The sequence below is a fragment of the Paraburkholderia bonniea genome (genome assembly GCF_009455625.1).
GTDB classification, from domain to species: domain Bacteria; phylum Pseudomonadota; class Gammaproteobacteria; order Burkholderiales; family Burkholderiaceae; genus Paraburkholderia; species Paraburkholderia bonniea.
In genome coordinates this window covers 902,572-916,996 of sequence record NZ_QPEQ01000001.1, presented here as the reverse complement: position 1 = coordinate 916,996, position 14,425 = coordinate 902,572, and the positions used below count along the sequence as shown (strand labels likewise).

Here is a 14,425-nt window from a genome sequence, read left to right as displayed (position 1 = left end):
CGCGTCACACCGCTTGCGCGCCCAGCAAGCCGCGCCGGGTTACCAGCGCCAGCACCAGCACCAGCAGCGCCGAACCCAGCACCGGCAGCGCCGCCGCCTGAAACAACGCGGTATTCGACCAGTTCAGCGCAATCAGCTGGCCACCAACCAACGGCCCGATCACCGAGCCAATCCGGCCAATGCCGAGGCTCCAGCCGATCCCGGTCGAACGCAGCGCGGTGGGGTAATAATGCCCAGCCAGCGCATTCACCGCAGGCTGGCCACCGACCACACAAAAGCCACCCGCAAACACCACCAGCAACAACCACGGCAGCGCATGCGCCACCGCGCCAATCGCCCCGACAAACAACGCCGCCGCAGCAAAACAGCCGAACAACACCCGCACGAAGCCAAAGCGCTCGATCAACACCCCTAGCAGCAAAGTGCCGATCACCCCACCGGTTTGCAACGTAGTACCGACGATCACCGCCATCGCAGGCGTATAACCCGCATCACGCATTACGGTGGGCAGCCAGTTCGAGAGGAAATACAGATCCATCAGGTTCATCAAGCTAATCGCCCAGAGAACCAGCGTGACCGGCCCCCGGCCCGCGCGAAACAGCTCCGCAACCGGCGCACCGCGCATGGGCGGCTCACTCACCACCAGACGCGTGCTGGCATCCAGCCGCAACGCCGGATCGAACTTCGCCAGCCAGCGCCGGGCGCGCGCCTGATCGCCTTTGAGCACCAGAAACTGCAACGACTCCGGCAACGCCACCAGCATCACCAGTGCCAGCACCAGCGGCACCGCCCCGCCCACCCAAAACACCGCGCGCCAGCCATAGGCCGGAATCAGCGCGGCACTGAGGAAACCACCCAGCGCCGCACCCAGCGTGAAACCGCACGACACCAGCATCATTCGTTTGACCCGGTGCGCAGGGCTGGAAAACTCACCGACGAGCGCCATCGCGTTGGGCATGATGCAACCGAGCCCGAGCCCAGTGATAAAACGCAGCGCGATCAAACCGGGGATCGTGCTAACCAGCGGCGTGGCCAGCATCGACAGCGCGAAAAACAATGTCGCGCCAATCAGCACGGGCCGCCGCCCGATCCGGTCAGCCAGCACCGAGAGCCCCAGCGCACCCAGCAGCATGCCGAACAGGCTGGCGCTGAAGACCGGGCCTAGCGTAGCTTTCGACACATGCCATTCGCCGATCACACTCGGCGCGACATAGCCCATGGCCTGGGCATCGAAGCCATCAATCACCAGACACAGCCCGCACAACGCGAACAGCAACCATTGAAACCCCGGCCGGGACGAACCCGCCAGCACACGCTCGATTTCGATCACGCTGGCCGCGGACGGCTGAACACTCATCACGTTGTCTCCTGAGAAGGTTTTTTTAGTGAGTTTGGTGTGACTCCGCCGGGTATGAATCCGCTGGATATGAATCCGCTGGATATGAGTCAAATAACCCCGGCAGGGCGCGTCAGACCAAACCGCGCCGAATTTACCATAGAGAAATTAATTACGGATTGAATAATTTATTGTGGATATATTGTTGCAACCCCATGTAGTGCATCCCCGCGTGGCCGATATCTTTATCAGAACCCGATACAACCAGGCCCACTGCGCACTGTTACCATCCCCCCACCGCAGCGCCCTGCTGCGGCTTATCTTGCGGCTCACTCCGGCGCTTTCGCCGCACACTCATCCATGATTGCGCACACCATTACTGATCTCGCCGCCCGCGCGGCGCACCATCCGTTTTTACAAGACCATCTGACGCTCGACGCCAACGGCCACGTCATCGCGCAGTTTGCCGAGATCAAACTAGGCAGTGCCTACGAACCCATTTTCGACATCAGCGTGAATGCACTGGCGCAATCGCTCAGTGCCGCGCCGCACAGCGCGGAACGTTTCGGTGACGAACTGGGGTTTCAGGCGCAGACACTGCGGCAGGATCACACGCAGAAGGAGCCCCGTGATGCGCGTGACCCATTCGGCCCCATCGCCAGCGAAACAGAACTAGTCACGCTAGACCGCCTCTCACGTGCGATGCACGCGTTCAACTTTTTTGGCGCGCAGCGGCATGGGCTGCTGTTTTTGCGGGTTCACGAGCGTTTGCTCAAGAGCGTCAAGTACGACCATGGCCGGCATTTTTCGACCGTGCTGCTGTCGTTCGGACTCAACCCGGCGCGCATCGTGATCGAGCTGCCCTCAGCAGCGGTCGCGCATCGCACGTTTCTGGAATATCTGACCAAGAGCTACCAGCGCCATGGCTTCCGGGTAGCAGGCAACCTGCCCAACGCCGGACAGATCATGTCGATGCCCGATATGGCACGGCTCGATTTCATCATGATGGATGCCAGCAGCGCGTTGCGCGATGCCGTGGTCAAGCCATTAGCGGGCTACGCCAAACGGCTGCGCATTCCGCTGATTTTCACCGGGATCAGTAACGAAGCGCAGTTCGAGCTGCTGCGCCAGTTTGATGTGCAATTCGTGCAAGGGCCGCTGTTCTCCCCGCCGCTGGAGGTGAGGCGTTAGGTGTTATTGCGGTAATGGGGATGGTGGGCGTGGGCTACAGCATCGCGTATCGCGCCAGTTCGGGCCTGTGGCTTCAACGGAGTCAGTAACGATGCGCAGTTCGATGCGGTTCGTGCAAGGGCTGTGGTTCTCGCCGTCGCTGGAGGCAGGCTGCCAAGTGTTGCTGCGGCAATGGGGTAGAAGTGGGCTACAGCATCGCGTATCGCGCCAGTTCGGGCCTGTGGCTTCAGCGTTATCAATCACCGTGTGCAGGGCTGCTGTTCTCCCCACCGCTAGAGGTAGGGCGGTAGATGTTGCTACGGCAATGACGTGGGCACACCATCGCATATCGCGCCAGCCAGAGCTCATATGGCTTCACCGCTATCAATCACGATGCGCAGTTCGATGCGGTTCGTGCAAGGGCTGTGGTTCTCGCCACCACATCACCGAAGGCGAAACATTAACTAATTGTTATTAGTTAATTCGCAGCCTTAACGAGGTAAAGCCAGCGCGAAAAGCGGGCTCAAAGCTGTGCCACAGCATCACGCGCCGCGCCAGCCTAGCCCCCGCGCCGCTTCAGCCCGTCACACCCAACCGCCGCGCCAGCGCTTTCAGACGCGGCGCAATGCTGTCACGAAACACCGCCTCACTCATTGACGAAGCCGGCCCGCTGCAGCTCAGCACCAGCCAGCGTCCATCGCGCGGCTCCCGGAACGGCACCGCCACCGCATTCACATCGTCGTGCCACGCGCGGAAAGAAAAGCAGCAGCCCGTCTGCGCGAACGCCTTGATCTCCTGCTGCGCCCCTGCCAGCCATGCCGGGTTCTGCGCCCCAGCGGCCAGTTCCGCGAGCAGCTCGGCGCGCTCAACCTCCGGCTGAACCGCCAGCCACGCCCGCCCCATCGAACTCGTCAGCATCGACAGCCTTGAGCCCGAGGCCAGCCCCAGCGTCAGCGCAGTTTCGCTGCGCACCGTTTCCAGATAAATCATGTCAAGCCCATCGCGGCAGCCCAGCGACACCGCCGCCCCCACCTCGCGTGCCAGCCTGCGCAGATGAGGCCGCGCGAGTTCCAGCGTGTCAGAACCCGACAGCAGCGCGAACCCCAGCGACAGCACACCCGCATCCAGCGCGTATTTGCCCAACTGCTCATCGAAACGCAAATAGCCCAGCGTCGTGAGCGTATAAGCCAGGCGATTGACGGTCGCCTTCGGCAAACCTGTCCGCGCGGCCAGATCGCCATTTCCCAACAGCGTCTCACCCGGGCGAAACGCCCGCAGCAGCTCAAGCCCGCGCGCCAGCGCAACCACGAACTTGCGCTCATCAAGCGCCTCAGCAGACACAGAAAGGTTCATCAAAGGGGGTTTCATCGGGTGATACACTCGTGGAAATTTTGCAAAACATTGTTCCGCACAGCAGAACTTTCGTCAAGTTTTAAGTTTATTCATCTATTCCGTTCATCCGTCAATCATTCCAGACAAGGAGAAGCGTTATGGCCGCCACCGCGCAATTTCACTGGGCAGACCCGCTGCTGCTCGACCAGCAACTCACCGATGACGAGCGCATGGTGCGCGACGCGGCCGCCGCCTATGCCCAGGACAAGCTCGCACCACGCGTGCTGAACGCGTTCCGGCGCGAAACCACCGAGGTTGAGATCTTCCGTGAAATGGGGGCCATTGGCCTGCTTGGCCCCACGATTCCCGAGCAATACGGCGGCCCCGGCCTGAACTACGTCAGCTACGGCCTGATTGCCCGCGAAGTGGAACGGGTCGACTCCGGTTACCGCTCGATGATGTCGGTGCAGTCATCGCTGGTGATGGTGCCGATCTTTGAATTTGGCACAGAGGAACAAAAAGCCCGCTACCTGCCCAAACTGGCCAGCGGCGAATGGATCGGCTGCTTCGGCCTGACCGAACCCGACCACGGCTCCGACCCGGGCAGCATGGTGACCCGAGCCACACCGGTGGATGGCGGCTATACCCTCTCGGGCGCGAAGATGTGGATCACCAATGCGCCGATCGCCGACGTCTTCGTGATCTGGGCCAAGCTCACCGAAGACGGCAAGGACACGATTCGCGGCTTTATTCTCGAAAAAGGCTGGAAGGGGCTCTCCGCCCCTACGATTCACGGCAAGGTGGGGCTGCGCGCGTCGATCACCGGTGAGATCGTGCTTGATCAGGTGTTCGTACCCGAAGCCAGCCTGCTGCCGCACGTACGCGGACTGCGCGGCCCCTTTACCTGCCTCGATTCAGCGCGCTACGGCATTGCGTGGGGCGCGCTAGGCGCGGCCGAAGATTGCTGGCACACAGCGCGGCAATACACCCTGGAGCGCAAACAATTCGGCCGGCCGCTCGCGGCCAACCAGTTGATCCAGAAAAAACTGGTCGACATGCAAACCGAGCTCACGCTCGCACTGCAAGGCGTGCTGCGACTGGGGCGCATGAAAGAAGAAGGCAGCGCGGCAGTCGAGATCACTTCGATGATGAAACGCAACTCGTGCGGCAAAGCGCTCGATATCGCCCGGCTAGCGCGCGACATGTTGGGCGGCAACGGCATTTCAGATGAATTCGGCGTGGCACGGCACCTGGTCAACCTCGAAGTCGTGAATACCTACGAAGGCACCCACGATATTCATGCACTCATTCTGGGCCGCGCCCAGACGGGTATTCAGGCGTTTTTTTGACGGGGATTTTTTTGGGGGGCTGGGCTGGGCTGGGCTGGGCTGGGCTGGGCTGGGCTGGGCTGGGCTGGGCTGGGCTGGGCTGGGCTGGGCTGGGCTGGCTGGGCTGGCTGAGCTGGCTGAGCTGGCTGAGCTGGCTGAGCTGGCTGAGCTGGCGGGGGCTGTGCAAGCCACCTCCCTTCCAGGTCGCTCCTGGGTCCGCTTTCACGCGTATCTGGCCAGAAAACCTCCAGCCCCGCGCGGTAACGTCAGTCACGATGCGCGGGGCTGGGGGTTGGGATAGCTTGGCGGGCTACCAGACAGGACGCTGCCAGACACGATAGACAAAAACAGAACAGGGAGTGAAGCCAAACGCCCGAGTCAGGACCCACAGACAAAACGTTATTTCTTGTCAGGCTGAGGCGTCATCCGCAGATACGGACGCAATGCCTTATAGCCTTTCGGAAATTTTTGCTGGATCACGGCTTCATCTTTCAGCGACGGCACGATCACGACGTCATCGCCCTGCTTCCAGTTGCCCGGGGTCGCCACCTGATGGTGATCGGTGAGTTGCAACGAATCAATCACCCGCAGCACTTCATCAAAGTTCCGCCCGGTGCTAGCCGGATACGTGATGATTAGCCGCACCTTTTTCTCCGGATCAATCACAAACAGCGAACGCACCGTCAGCGTCGCGCTCGCATTCGGATGAATCATGTCGTACAGCTCAGCAACCTTGCGGTTGCCATCGGCAAGAATCGGAAAACCGACGTTGGCAGCCTGCGTTTCGTTAATGTCCTTGATCCACTCTTTGTGCGATTCCGCGCTATCCACCGACAACGCAATCGTTTTGACATTACGCCGCTCAAATTCGCTGGCGAGCTTGGCCGTCAGACCAAGTTCAGTGGTGCAAACCGGTGTGAAATCAGCTGGATGCGAAAACAGCACCCCCCAACTCTTGCCCAGCCATTCATGAAAGCGAATAGGACCAACGCTGGATTCCTGTTCGAAATCGGGGGCGGTATCGCCGAGACGTAGACTCATGGTGCGGCTCCTGAAGGTTGAGCGGGCCCAAAGCAACAGCATGCCCGCAGGACGTGGCAAAACGGCCAGCATACGGCAGTGGTGCAACTCGGCGAACAAACATTACGTCAGACCGTTATAAGCGGTTCGTTATAAGTTTTTCTCTTTCATTTGCGCCGCGCTTCGGCAAATGACGCCGCCAGGTTGCAAAAACTACGGTGACAGCAGCAAAAACTGATGTCTGGCTTGGTCCCTCTCAAGCACGCTGCCCTGGCACCTGTACAGCACCTGTACGCCATACCCTTCACGCTTTGGCTATGCCGTACAAGTCACATGAATGCTCCAGCAGCGGCATCCCTGGAACGAAACATGCGTGAATGCGCTCGCCAGAGACCATTTCTTTGGTTACGATTCACGTTTGACGCGACGAGAAAGAAGCTGTCAATGTCAGAAATCAATAAGGAGCCATCGATGTCGGATATCAAAACTGTTCTCGCAGATGCAGAAGATTTGTTGAAGCAAGCGGCTAGCGCCACCGGTGAACGCGCGTCAGAATTGCGCGAAACAACCCTGGCCCGCATCAAGCAAGCCAAAGAAAAAGCCGCTGACGTACAAGTCGTCGTCGTTGAAAAAGGCAAAAAAGCAGCACGCGCCACGGACGATTATGTCCACGAGCATCCATGGGCCTCCATTGGCATTGCCGCTGGTATCGGCGCACTGATCGGTCTGCTGATAAATCGCAAGTAACGCGTAGCCTGCCCGGGCAATCTCACCGGCGCGCTATCAAATCAGGCCGGCCGGCACACACCACTCGCTGGCCGGACTTTTTTCGCGTATCGCTACGCACGGAATCCACGCACGGGAACGCGCCCTCAGTCATGACGATCGACAACCCATCGCAGCGTGCGGACTCCAGTCCGTTACGCCGCCTCTTCGGCTCCGTTTTCGCCATTCTGCAAACACGGCTTGAACTCGCCGGCATCGAGCTGGCCGAAGAAAAAAGCCGTTTGTTCAGCACACTGTTTTTCGGCCTGGCAGCGATGATGCTGGCCACCATGGCATTAATTGCCCTCACCGCACTGATCGCCATCGTTTTCTGGAACACGCCCTGGCGTTGGGCGGCACTCGGCAGCATTACGGGCGTCTATGCGCTAGCCGCCATTTTCTGTGCGTTACGTGCCCGCCGCGGGCTGCAGCAAGTACCCAATATTTTCGAAGCCACGCTCAACGAATTCGAAAAAGACCGGGAACTCTTTCGCCGGCAATAAAGCCCGCAGCGTCAGTCCGACCCTGGCCTTGCTGTCCGCTTAATCGCTCCTTCTGCCCACCGCTACTGCCCACTCCCTTATGAGCTCAACCCAATCCGATAACGTTTCAGAGCGGCGACCGGTTGCCAAAGACCTGAGCACACCGGGTCTGCGCGCGGTACGCAAGCAGTTGCTGATTATTCGTGCGGATCTCGAACGCGAGGAGCTTGGCCAGGCCACCGCCGAACTCCGCCAGGCCGTCGCCAGCTTCAACTGGATCAAATTCCTGGTGCCCAGCCTTGGCAACCTACGCTGGGGTGCAGCAAAAAATACCGGAACCCAGTTTGGCTCGCTGCTCAAGCAGTACCCCTTGCTTAGCTCACTGGCCTCACTGTTACTCGCCAAACCATTGCGCACCACGCTGATCGCCAGCGCGGTACCCATCCTCAAATGGGGCAGCCTGAGCTTCGCCGCATGGGAAACGTACCGCGTATGGAAACAAATCCGGCGCGACACCCGCAAAGACGCACGCTAGCCGCACACCAACCGCCTCTGCGCTTAGATCTAACGTCCAGCACGAGCTAACGGGTGCTCCAGCAGGTTCGGGCACCCGCTCCGGCTAAATTCCCATCGCGGTTGCTGCGCTGTCCGCTGGCATCCAGCACGAAAACACCGCAGGCATCGGCATGCATCGGCCCGGACTCCACTGGCTGTGCCTCCAGCACGTAGTCCCCTCCCGGCACATCCGCTGGCACCACACGCAAGCGGTACACCGCCGTTCCCACTGACGGTGCCTGGTCCAGCCCACCGGGCAAGCCTTCTCCAGCATTTCCCGCATTCGACTCAAGAAACTGCGCAGCGCGATAAAGCGCAGCTACTGCCTCCATCCGGTGCGCCTGCACCACCTGATTGAAATACGACGGCACCGCAAACGCCGCGAGCGTAGCGCCAATCGCCAGCACGATCATCAGTTCCAGCAACGTGAATCCTCTTGCGCGTAGCGTCATGCGCTTCCCCTAAAACGGCCGTGCGGCGATGCGCCGCCAATGCCGCTCGATCTCGCCATCCTCAAGCACCAGGTCAAGCTGTAACCAGACTTGGGTTTCCAGCGTTGCGCCAAACCCTTGCGCGCTCAAACGCCAGGCACGAGCCTCAGGACGCTTAAGCAAAGGAAGCGCCTGAATCAGGCAGCGCGGCGGGCGAATTGAGCCGCGCCAGCGTGGCAACGGTGTAATAGCCGCCGCATCGAAGACGGCTTGAGTCAGACGCGTAGTGGGATTCCCGGGATGCTCTGGGGGCGACTGTTGCTGTTGCTGTTGCTGTTGCTGTTGCTGTTGCTGTTGCTGTTGCTGTTGCTGTTGCTGTTGCTGTTGCTGTTGCGCGATGGTGGCGCGATCACGTCGATCAGCGCTACCCGTCCGGTCAACGGCCTCATCAACTACCTCCGCCAGCACAGAACGGGCGCACAACATCAGCGCGGCATCCGCCGCATGAAAAGCCTGCAGCGAATCATGTGTGTTCGCTGCACCGCGTGTCGCGGCCAGCGAAAGCTCGAACCATGCCGCGGTCGTGGCCAGCATCATCGCGGCGAAGAGCAGAACGACGGGCAGTACCGCTCCACGTGAGCGTGCCGGGGTTGCCGTCATCGTCCGCATGACGGCCGCGCGATGTGGGCGCAAGCGCAGGAGAAAGTGCAACCGGCACGTCATCGCAACGCACCACCCTGCACATTGCGCAGCGCCACGTGACGCCAGAACGCTCGCCGCATGCGGCTGTCACTGCTGACCCCCGTCACCCCCTCGCAATCGACATAAGGCGCGGCTTGCGGCTGTACCCCTCCGCGCACCAGCACACACACATCAACCGCCACCACATGACGCCATTGTTCAGGCGTGAGCATGTGTGCCGCGAGCGCCTGTACCGCCCCTTCTGACCAGTACCGAACCAGCAGACGCTCTACCCCTTCAACCACGGGCTGCGCTGAACCAGGCTTGCCGCTACCTTCGCAATACAGTTCAGGCTGGCCTGTCGAGCCACTCATCCTCGCGTAATAAAGATTCGTAATTGCCGCGCCCATCGGGCTCACGGAGTTCACGCCCTGGCCAAGACAATCCGTCGCCAACCCAGCTGCGGATCTCCATGTCGCCAGACCATCGTCGAAATAGCGAATGAGAATCCCGTCAGACTGGCTCGCCAAAGGTGAACAGGTGAACTTGCCGCCAGCACCCGATCCTGCAGGGCGCGCACCGCTGCAACCGAACACCGCTGGCAAAGGTTGGGCCGGACGCTGATCACGTGGCAGATCGGCAAAGGTGAAGCCCGCCATTTGAATCTGCTGGCCGATTAGCGTCAGCGCAGCCCTCCCCGCCTCATTCATCTGGAGTGCATCCCCTGCGCGCTGGAACGCATTGCGTTGCGACTGATACAGCGACACCGCACCGGCCGTCACGACCAGCCCCAGCGCGAGCGCAATCAGCAGTTCAAGCAGCGTATGACCACGCGTGCAGAAACGAGCATGGCGGCGAACGAAGTGGACAGCAAAGCGAGGCCTCATGCAGCAAACCCCAGCGAAGCACATGCGTTGCCAACGTCACCTGAGTCACTTAAGTTACCTAAGTCACCTAAGTCACCTGACCGCTCAGCGCAGTCTGATTCCTGAGGTGCCGAAGGTGTCTGGAGCGTTGGCACACGGGCTGACACGCCACGCACCGAAGCCCAGCTCACCTGCGCCATGCCTGCCCCACCCGAATACGTCACACGCACACGCGCCTGCGGCAACGCATCCACGGCCCGACCCTGCCACTGCTGAACCCGCGTACCAGCCTCAACGCCATGCGCCGCCTCAGCGAGAGCATCGGCAAAAAACCAGGCCTGCTCGCGCAGCAACATCGCGCGCGTCTCACGCACCGTCCATAACTGCGTGGCAATCAGACCCATCGCATTCACCGCCATCAAGACGATAGCGAGCATGACTTCGACCAGCGCAATGCCAGCACACTGCGCAACCCGTCTGCGGCTCATGGTCTTGCTCCACATGAACCTTCTGCCAGCCGGACACGGCCCCCTGCGGCAATCCGGATGCAGCGCTGAAAACGCGGCCCCTGCATTTCCTGGGAAGCTACGCGTGGCGCAATTTCAAAGCGGCGAAAACGGCCGATCAATTGCCCTGCCGGTGGCGTAAAGGTCAAATCACTCAGCACACCAGAAATTCGCACGTCCAGCTCGCTTGACTGGGCCCGTAGTACTTTTTGCGCCCCGGCAGGCTCAGCGATCACCGCCCAACCGCACGACCAGTCATGCGCGCCGCCACAAGGCTGCGCTACCCCGAGGCACTGCCTCGCCTGATCCGTGCGGCACACCGTGACGGGCACACCGCGCCGCACCGCTTCACTGCGAGCAAATCCCAACGTGGCCGCAAATGTGCGAGCACGGCTATCAACCTGGTCGCGCACCTGCCAGAGCACGAACGATGGCACCGCCAGCGTTGCAATCAGCAACGCCAGCGCAATCACCATCAGAGTTTCGATCAGCGTGAAACCACCTGAAACCTGTTTTGACACAGCACTAAATTTCATCTGCATCCCTGATTACGTCAAAGAATGCAGCCAATGTAGTGTGCCAGGCACAGCGTGACAATTAGCCGAATGGCTAGCTAACGGACAGGGATTGAACCGCGCAACAATGCACGCGTAATGGTCAGAACTGAACGGGGGAAATAGCGATGAAAACGCGAAGGAAACTGCGAATGCGGCTGGTTAATAGTCCAAACCCAAGTCCAAGTCCAAACTCAGGTCCAAACCCAGATTCAAGCTCAGCGTTTTTTGGGCGAACGGCCCGGGGCGGGGGAATTGGCCATGCGGCGAAACTCTTCGATCACGTCTTCAAACTCAGACACATCTTCAAAGCGCCGGTACACGGAAGCAAAACGAACATAAGCAATGGTGTCGAGCGCGCGCAACTCATTCATGACCAGCTCGCCAAGGCGCTCGCTGTGCACTTCACGCTCACCGCTGCCCAGGAGTTGATCTTCGATGCGTGCCACTGCAGCGTCAATCGCGTCAGCTGCAACTGGGCGCTTGCGCAACGCCAGTTGCATGCTGGCCACGATCTTGCGGCGGTCGAACTCAGTGCGGCTGCGATCCTTTTTGACGACCGACGGCAACGCCAGCTCAATCCGCTCATACGTCGTAAAACGTTTATCGCAGGCTGGGCAGCGGCGGCGGCGGCGAATCACCGCGCCGTCTTCGGATACCCGCGAATCAGCGACCTGGGTATCTTCGTGCCGACAAAAAGGACAATGCATCGCGGCCTAGCGATAAACCGGAAAGCGGCGTGTCAGCTCGCTCACCTGGCCACGCACACGTTCGATCACGCCAGCGTCTTCAGGATGGTCCAGCACATCCGCAATCAGATGCCCAACCTGAACAGCTTCCTCCACGCCAAAACCGCGCGTGGTCATCGCGGGCGAACCGAGACGCACACCGCTCGTCACAAATGGCTTTTCAGGATCGTTAGGAATCGCGTTCTTGTTCACCGTGATGTGCGCCGCGCCCAGCGCGGCTTCTGCCGCCTTGCCGGTGATCTGCTTGGCGCGCAGGTCGACCAGCATCACATGGCTCTCAGTGCGGCCCGACACAATGCGCAAGCCACGCTGCACCAGGGTTTCAGCCAGAACCCGTGCATTCTCGAGCACCTGTTGCTGATACACCTTGAACTCTGGCGCAAGCGCTTCCTTGAAAGCCACGGCCTTAGCTGCGATCACATGCATCAGCGGGCCACCCTGGATGCCAGGGAAGATCGCCGAATTAATCACTTTTTCGAATTCGGACTTCATCAGGATCACACCACCGCGCGGGCCACGCAGGCTCTTGTGCGTGGTGGTGGTCACGAAGTCGGCATGCGGCACTGGGTTCGGATAAACCCCTGCGGCGATAAGCCCAGCGTAATGCGCCATGTCGACCATGAAATACGCGCCCACCGAGCGGGCGATTTTTGCCAGATGCTCAAAATCAATGTGCAGCGCGAACGCGGAAGCGCCCGCCACGATCATCTTCGGCTTGTGCTCCTGCGCGAGTTTTTCTGCCGCTGCGTAGTCGATATCTTCGGCTTCATTCAGGCCGTAGCTCACCACGTTGAACCACTTTCCCGACATGTTGACGGGCGAGCCGTGCGTCAGGTGACCGCCATGCGCGAGACTCATCCCCATGATGGTGTCGCCTGGCTTGAGCATTGCAAAGAACACGCCCTGGTTGGCCTGCGAACCAGAATTAGGCTGCACGTTGGCCGCCTCAGCGCCGAAGATCTGCTTGACGCGATCAAGCGCCAGTTGCTCAACGATGTCGACGTACTCGCAGCCACCGTAATAGCGCTTGCCTGGATAACCTTCGGCGTACTTGTTGGTCAGTTGCGAGCCCTGCGCGGCCATGACAGCCGGGCTCGTGTAGTTTTCCGACGCGATCAGCTCAATGTGATCTTCCTGGCGGCGGTTTTCCTGCTGGATCGCCTGCCACAGGTCAGGGTCGATATTGGCGATAGTGCTCTGGGCTCTGTCAAACATAAAAGTTCCGTTATGGATGTTCAGGTTGACCGGATCATGCGCGAACCGCCGCTCACATGCGCAGGCCACACGAACCACATGCACAACTGGCACGCGCGGCGGCTGGGGACGGGACTAACCTTGACGGAGCGGATTCAGGCAGAAAGAGAAAGCCGCTCACAAGACAGGACAGCCGCCAGCAGCGCATATGGCCCACGGATTCCGGCTGCCCAGGCGAACGGCAAAAAACAACCCCCTGCGCTTCACGGTGGGGTGCTCCACCTTGGCCCTAAAGGGCTTTATCGCCAGTTACGCACGGGTTAAGCGCGCTAGTTTATTGGAAGCCTTCTGAATAGGCAACCAGGCCCGAAAGCACCCAGATTCCTCACGTGAAATGCCTCCTCAACTGCTCTGTCAACCGCCCGGCCAAGCGCTCCATAAGGCCCTGCCCGTCCCCTGCCCAGCAATCAACGCCATGTCTTTGCCAAGCGTCTTTCCGGCACCTGGCCGCAGCGCCCGCTGCCATGACGGAACACCCGCGCAGCAGAGACAGGCCAGCACCTGCCGCGCCTCTTGCTGCACCACGGCATTTACAAGTAGTCTTTGGCTCTTTCTTTTTCTTGTTCTTGTTACCGCTCACGGAGCCGTCATGATCGTATTTGTCACCGGAGCGTCATCAGGGTTTGGCGCAGCAATCGCCCGCGCTTTTGTTAAAGGTGGCCATCAGGTGATCGCCGCCGCACGCCGCATCGAACGCCTGCAAGCACTCGCGGATGAGCTTGGCGAAGCATTACTGCCATACGCACTTGACGTGCGCGACCGCGCTGCCGTCGCGGCCATCCCCGCCACACTGCCCGCCAGGTTTGCTGCCATCGACGTGCTGGTCAACAACGCAGGGCTGGCGCTCGGGCAAGAACTCGCACAACGCGCTGCACTCGACGACTGGCAAACCATGATCGACACCAACTGCACCGGCCTCGTGCAAGTCACGCGGGCGTTGCTGCCCGGGATGCTCGAACGCAATCGTGGTCACGTGTTCAATATCGGCTCGACGGCTGGCAACTGGCCGTACCCTGGCGGCAACGTATATGGCGCGACCAAAGCCTTTGTCCAGCAGTTCAGCCTGAACCTGCGGGCAGACCTCACCGGCACCGCCATACGTGTCACCAACATCGAACCCGGGCTATGCGGCGGCACTGAGTTTTCGAATATCCGCTTTCATGGCGACGACAGCAAAGCCGCCAACGTTTACCAGAACGTCCAGGCGCTCTCCGCCGAAGACATCGCCGACTCGATCTACTGGATCGCCACGCGGCCAGCGCATGTGAATATCAACACCATCGAACTTATGCCGGTCGCGCAATCGTTCGCTAGCCTGTCAATTCATCGCGGCTAAGCGCGCTGGGGGCACACATGGCACGCCAAATCAAATCACGCCAGCGAAACAGCTTCCAGT

At 60.3% G+C, this 14,425-nt stretch carries 17 protein-coding genes and 1 riboswitch; of the genes, 7 read left to right on the top strand and 10 right to left on the bottom strand.

All coding sequences use genetic code 11. The features are described 5' to 3' along the window. Positions 1-4 precede the first annotated feature (4 nt). Positions 5-1,357, bottom strand: a complete 1,353-nt coding sequence (locus GH656_RS04060) for an MFS transporter (RefSeq protein WP_153074703.1) — start codon at positions 1,355-1,357, stop codon at positions 5-7. A gap of 339 nt (positions 1,358-1,696) precedes the next feature. On the opposite strand from GH656_RS04060, the gene GH656_RS04055 reads away from it, so the two are divergent. After that, positions 1,697-2,527, top strand: coding sequence for an EAL domain-containing protein (locus tag GH656_RS04055; protein ID WP_153074702.1), 831 nt, complete (start codon positions 1,697-1,699; stop codon positions 2,525-2,527). A 555-nt stretch (positions 2,528-3,082) separates the two neighbouring features. On the opposite strand, the gene GH656_RS04050 is transcribed toward GH656_RS04055, so the two are convergent. Then, on the bottom strand, positions 3,083-3,874 hold the full coding sequence (locus GH656_RS04050; RefSeq protein WP_153074701.1) for an IclR family transcriptional regulator: 792 nt from the start codon (positions 3,872-3,874) through the stop codon (positions 3,083-3,085). A 122-nt stretch (positions 3,875-3,996) separates the two neighbouring features. Between GH656_RS04050 and GH656_RS04045 the strand changes: the two genes are divergently transcribed. Together GH656_RS04045 and GH656_RS04040 are read left to right on the top strand one after the other, a co-directional pair. Next, positions 3,997-5,187 carry an acyl-CoA dehydrogenase gene (locus GH656_RS04045; protein ID WP_153074700.1) on the top strand — a complete coding sequence of 397 codons (1,191 nt, stop codon included), beginning with the start codon at positions 3,997-3,999 and terminating at the stop codon, positions 5,185-5,187. Continuing rightward, positions 5,184-5,507, top strand: coding sequence for a hypothetical protein (locus GH656_RS04040; protein WP_174769687.1), 324 nt, complete (start codon positions 5,184-5,186; stop codon positions 5,505-5,507). The genes GH656_RS04045 and GH656_RS04040 overlap by 4 nt, the downstream gene beginning before the upstream one ends. Positions 5,508-5,565: 58 nt before the next feature. Here GH656_RS04040 and GH656_RS04035 read toward each other — a convergent pair whose 3' ends face one another. Continuing rightward, a complete protein-coding gene (locus GH656_RS04035) occupies positions 5,566-6,207 on the bottom strand; it encodes a peroxiredoxin (protein ID WP_153074698.1) in 642 nt (213 codons plus the stop codon). Positions 6,208-6,630: 423 nt separating this feature from the next. Between GH656_RS04035 and GH656_RS04030 the strand changes: the two genes are divergently transcribed. The 3 genes from GH656_RS04030 (at position 6,631) to GH656_RS04020 (ending at position 7,968) form a co-directional block, all read left to right on the top strand. Next, on the top strand, positions 6,631-6,933 hold the full coding sequence (locus tag GH656_RS04030) for an ElaB/YgaM/YqjD family protein (protein WP_153076545.1): 303 nt from the start codon (positions 6,631-6,633) through the stop codon (positions 6,931-6,933). 131 nt (positions 6,934-7,064) lie between these two features. Further along, positions 7,065-7,454 (top strand): phage holin family protein, encoded by a 390-nt coding sequence (locus tag GH656_RS04025; RefSeq protein WP_153074697.1) that lies wholly within the window; start codon positions 7,065-7,067, stop codon positions 7,452-7,454. 79 nt (positions 7,455-7,533) lie between these two features. Continuing rightward, on the top strand, positions 7,534-7,968 hold the full coding sequence (locus tag GH656_RS04020) for a DUF3318 domain-containing protein (protein ID WP_153074696.1): 435 nt from the start codon (positions 7,534-7,536) through the stop codon (positions 7,966-7,968). Positions 7,969-8,014: 46 nt separating this feature from the next. Here GH656_RS04020 and GH656_RS04015 read toward each other — a convergent pair whose 3' ends face one another. The 7 genes from GH656_RS04015 to glyA form a co-directional block, all read right to left on the bottom strand. Continuing rightward, entirely contained in the window at positions 8,015-8,440 is a 426-nt protein-coding gene (locus GH656_RS04015; protein WP_153074695.1) for a type IV pilin protein, read from the bottom strand. A gap of 9 nt (positions 8,441-8,449) precedes the next feature. Continuing rightward, a complete protein-coding gene (locus GH656_RS17710) occupies positions 8,450-9,088 on the bottom strand; it encodes a hypothetical protein (RefSeq protein WP_174769686.1) in 639 nt (212 codons plus the stop codon). Positions 9,089-9,138: 50 nt separating this feature from the next. Beyond that, positions 9,139-9,987, bottom strand: coding sequence for a PilW family protein (locus tag GH656_RS04005; RefSeq protein ID WP_153074694.1), 849 nt, complete (start codon positions 9,985-9,987; stop codon positions 9,139-9,141). Beyond that, a complete protein-coding gene (locus GH656_RS04000) occupies positions 9,984-10,454 on the bottom strand; it encodes a type IV pilus modification PilV family protein (RefSeq protein ID WP_153074693.1) in 471 nt (156 codons plus the stop codon). The genes GH656_RS04005 and GH656_RS04000 overlap by 4 nt, the downstream gene beginning before the upstream one ends. Next, a complete protein-coding gene (locus tag GH656_RS03995; protein WP_174769685.1) occupies positions 10,451-11,008 on the bottom strand; it encodes a GspH/FimT family pseudopilin in 558 nt (185 codons plus the stop codon). The genes GH656_RS04000 and GH656_RS03995 overlap by 4 nt, the downstream gene beginning before the upstream one ends. 236 nt (positions 11,009-11,244) lie before the next feature. After that, positions 11,245-11,736 (bottom strand): transcriptional regulator NrdR, encoded by a 492-nt coding sequence (gene nrdR / locus GH656_RS03990; RefSeq protein ID WP_153074691.1) that lies wholly within the window; start codon positions 11,734-11,736, stop codon positions 11,245-11,247. A 6-nt stretch (positions 11,737-11,742) separates the two neighbouring features. Beyond that, positions 11,743-12,990 carry a serine hydroxymethyltransferase gene (gene glyA / locus GH656_RS03985; protein ID WP_153074690.1) on the bottom strand — a complete coding sequence of 416 codons (1,248 nt, stop codon included), beginning with the start codon at positions 12,988-12,990 and terminating at the stop codon, positions 11,743-11,745. A gap of 200 nt (positions 12,991-13,190) precedes the next feature. Beyond that, positions 13,191-13,292, bottom strand: a riboswitch (ZMP/ZTP riboswitch). Positions 13,293-13,618: 326 nt separating this feature from the next. On the opposite strand from glyA, the gene ydfG reads away from it, so the two are divergent. Continuing rightward, positions 13,619-14,365: a bifunctional NADP-dependent 3-hydroxy acid dehydrogenase/3-hydroxypropionate dehydrogenase YdfG gene (ydfG, locus tag GH656_RS03980; RefSeq protein WP_153074689.1), complete on the top strand. Its 747-nt coding sequence runs from the start codon at positions 13,619-13,621 to the stop codon at positions 14,363-14,365. Positions 14,366-14,425: the final 60 nt, after the last annotated feature.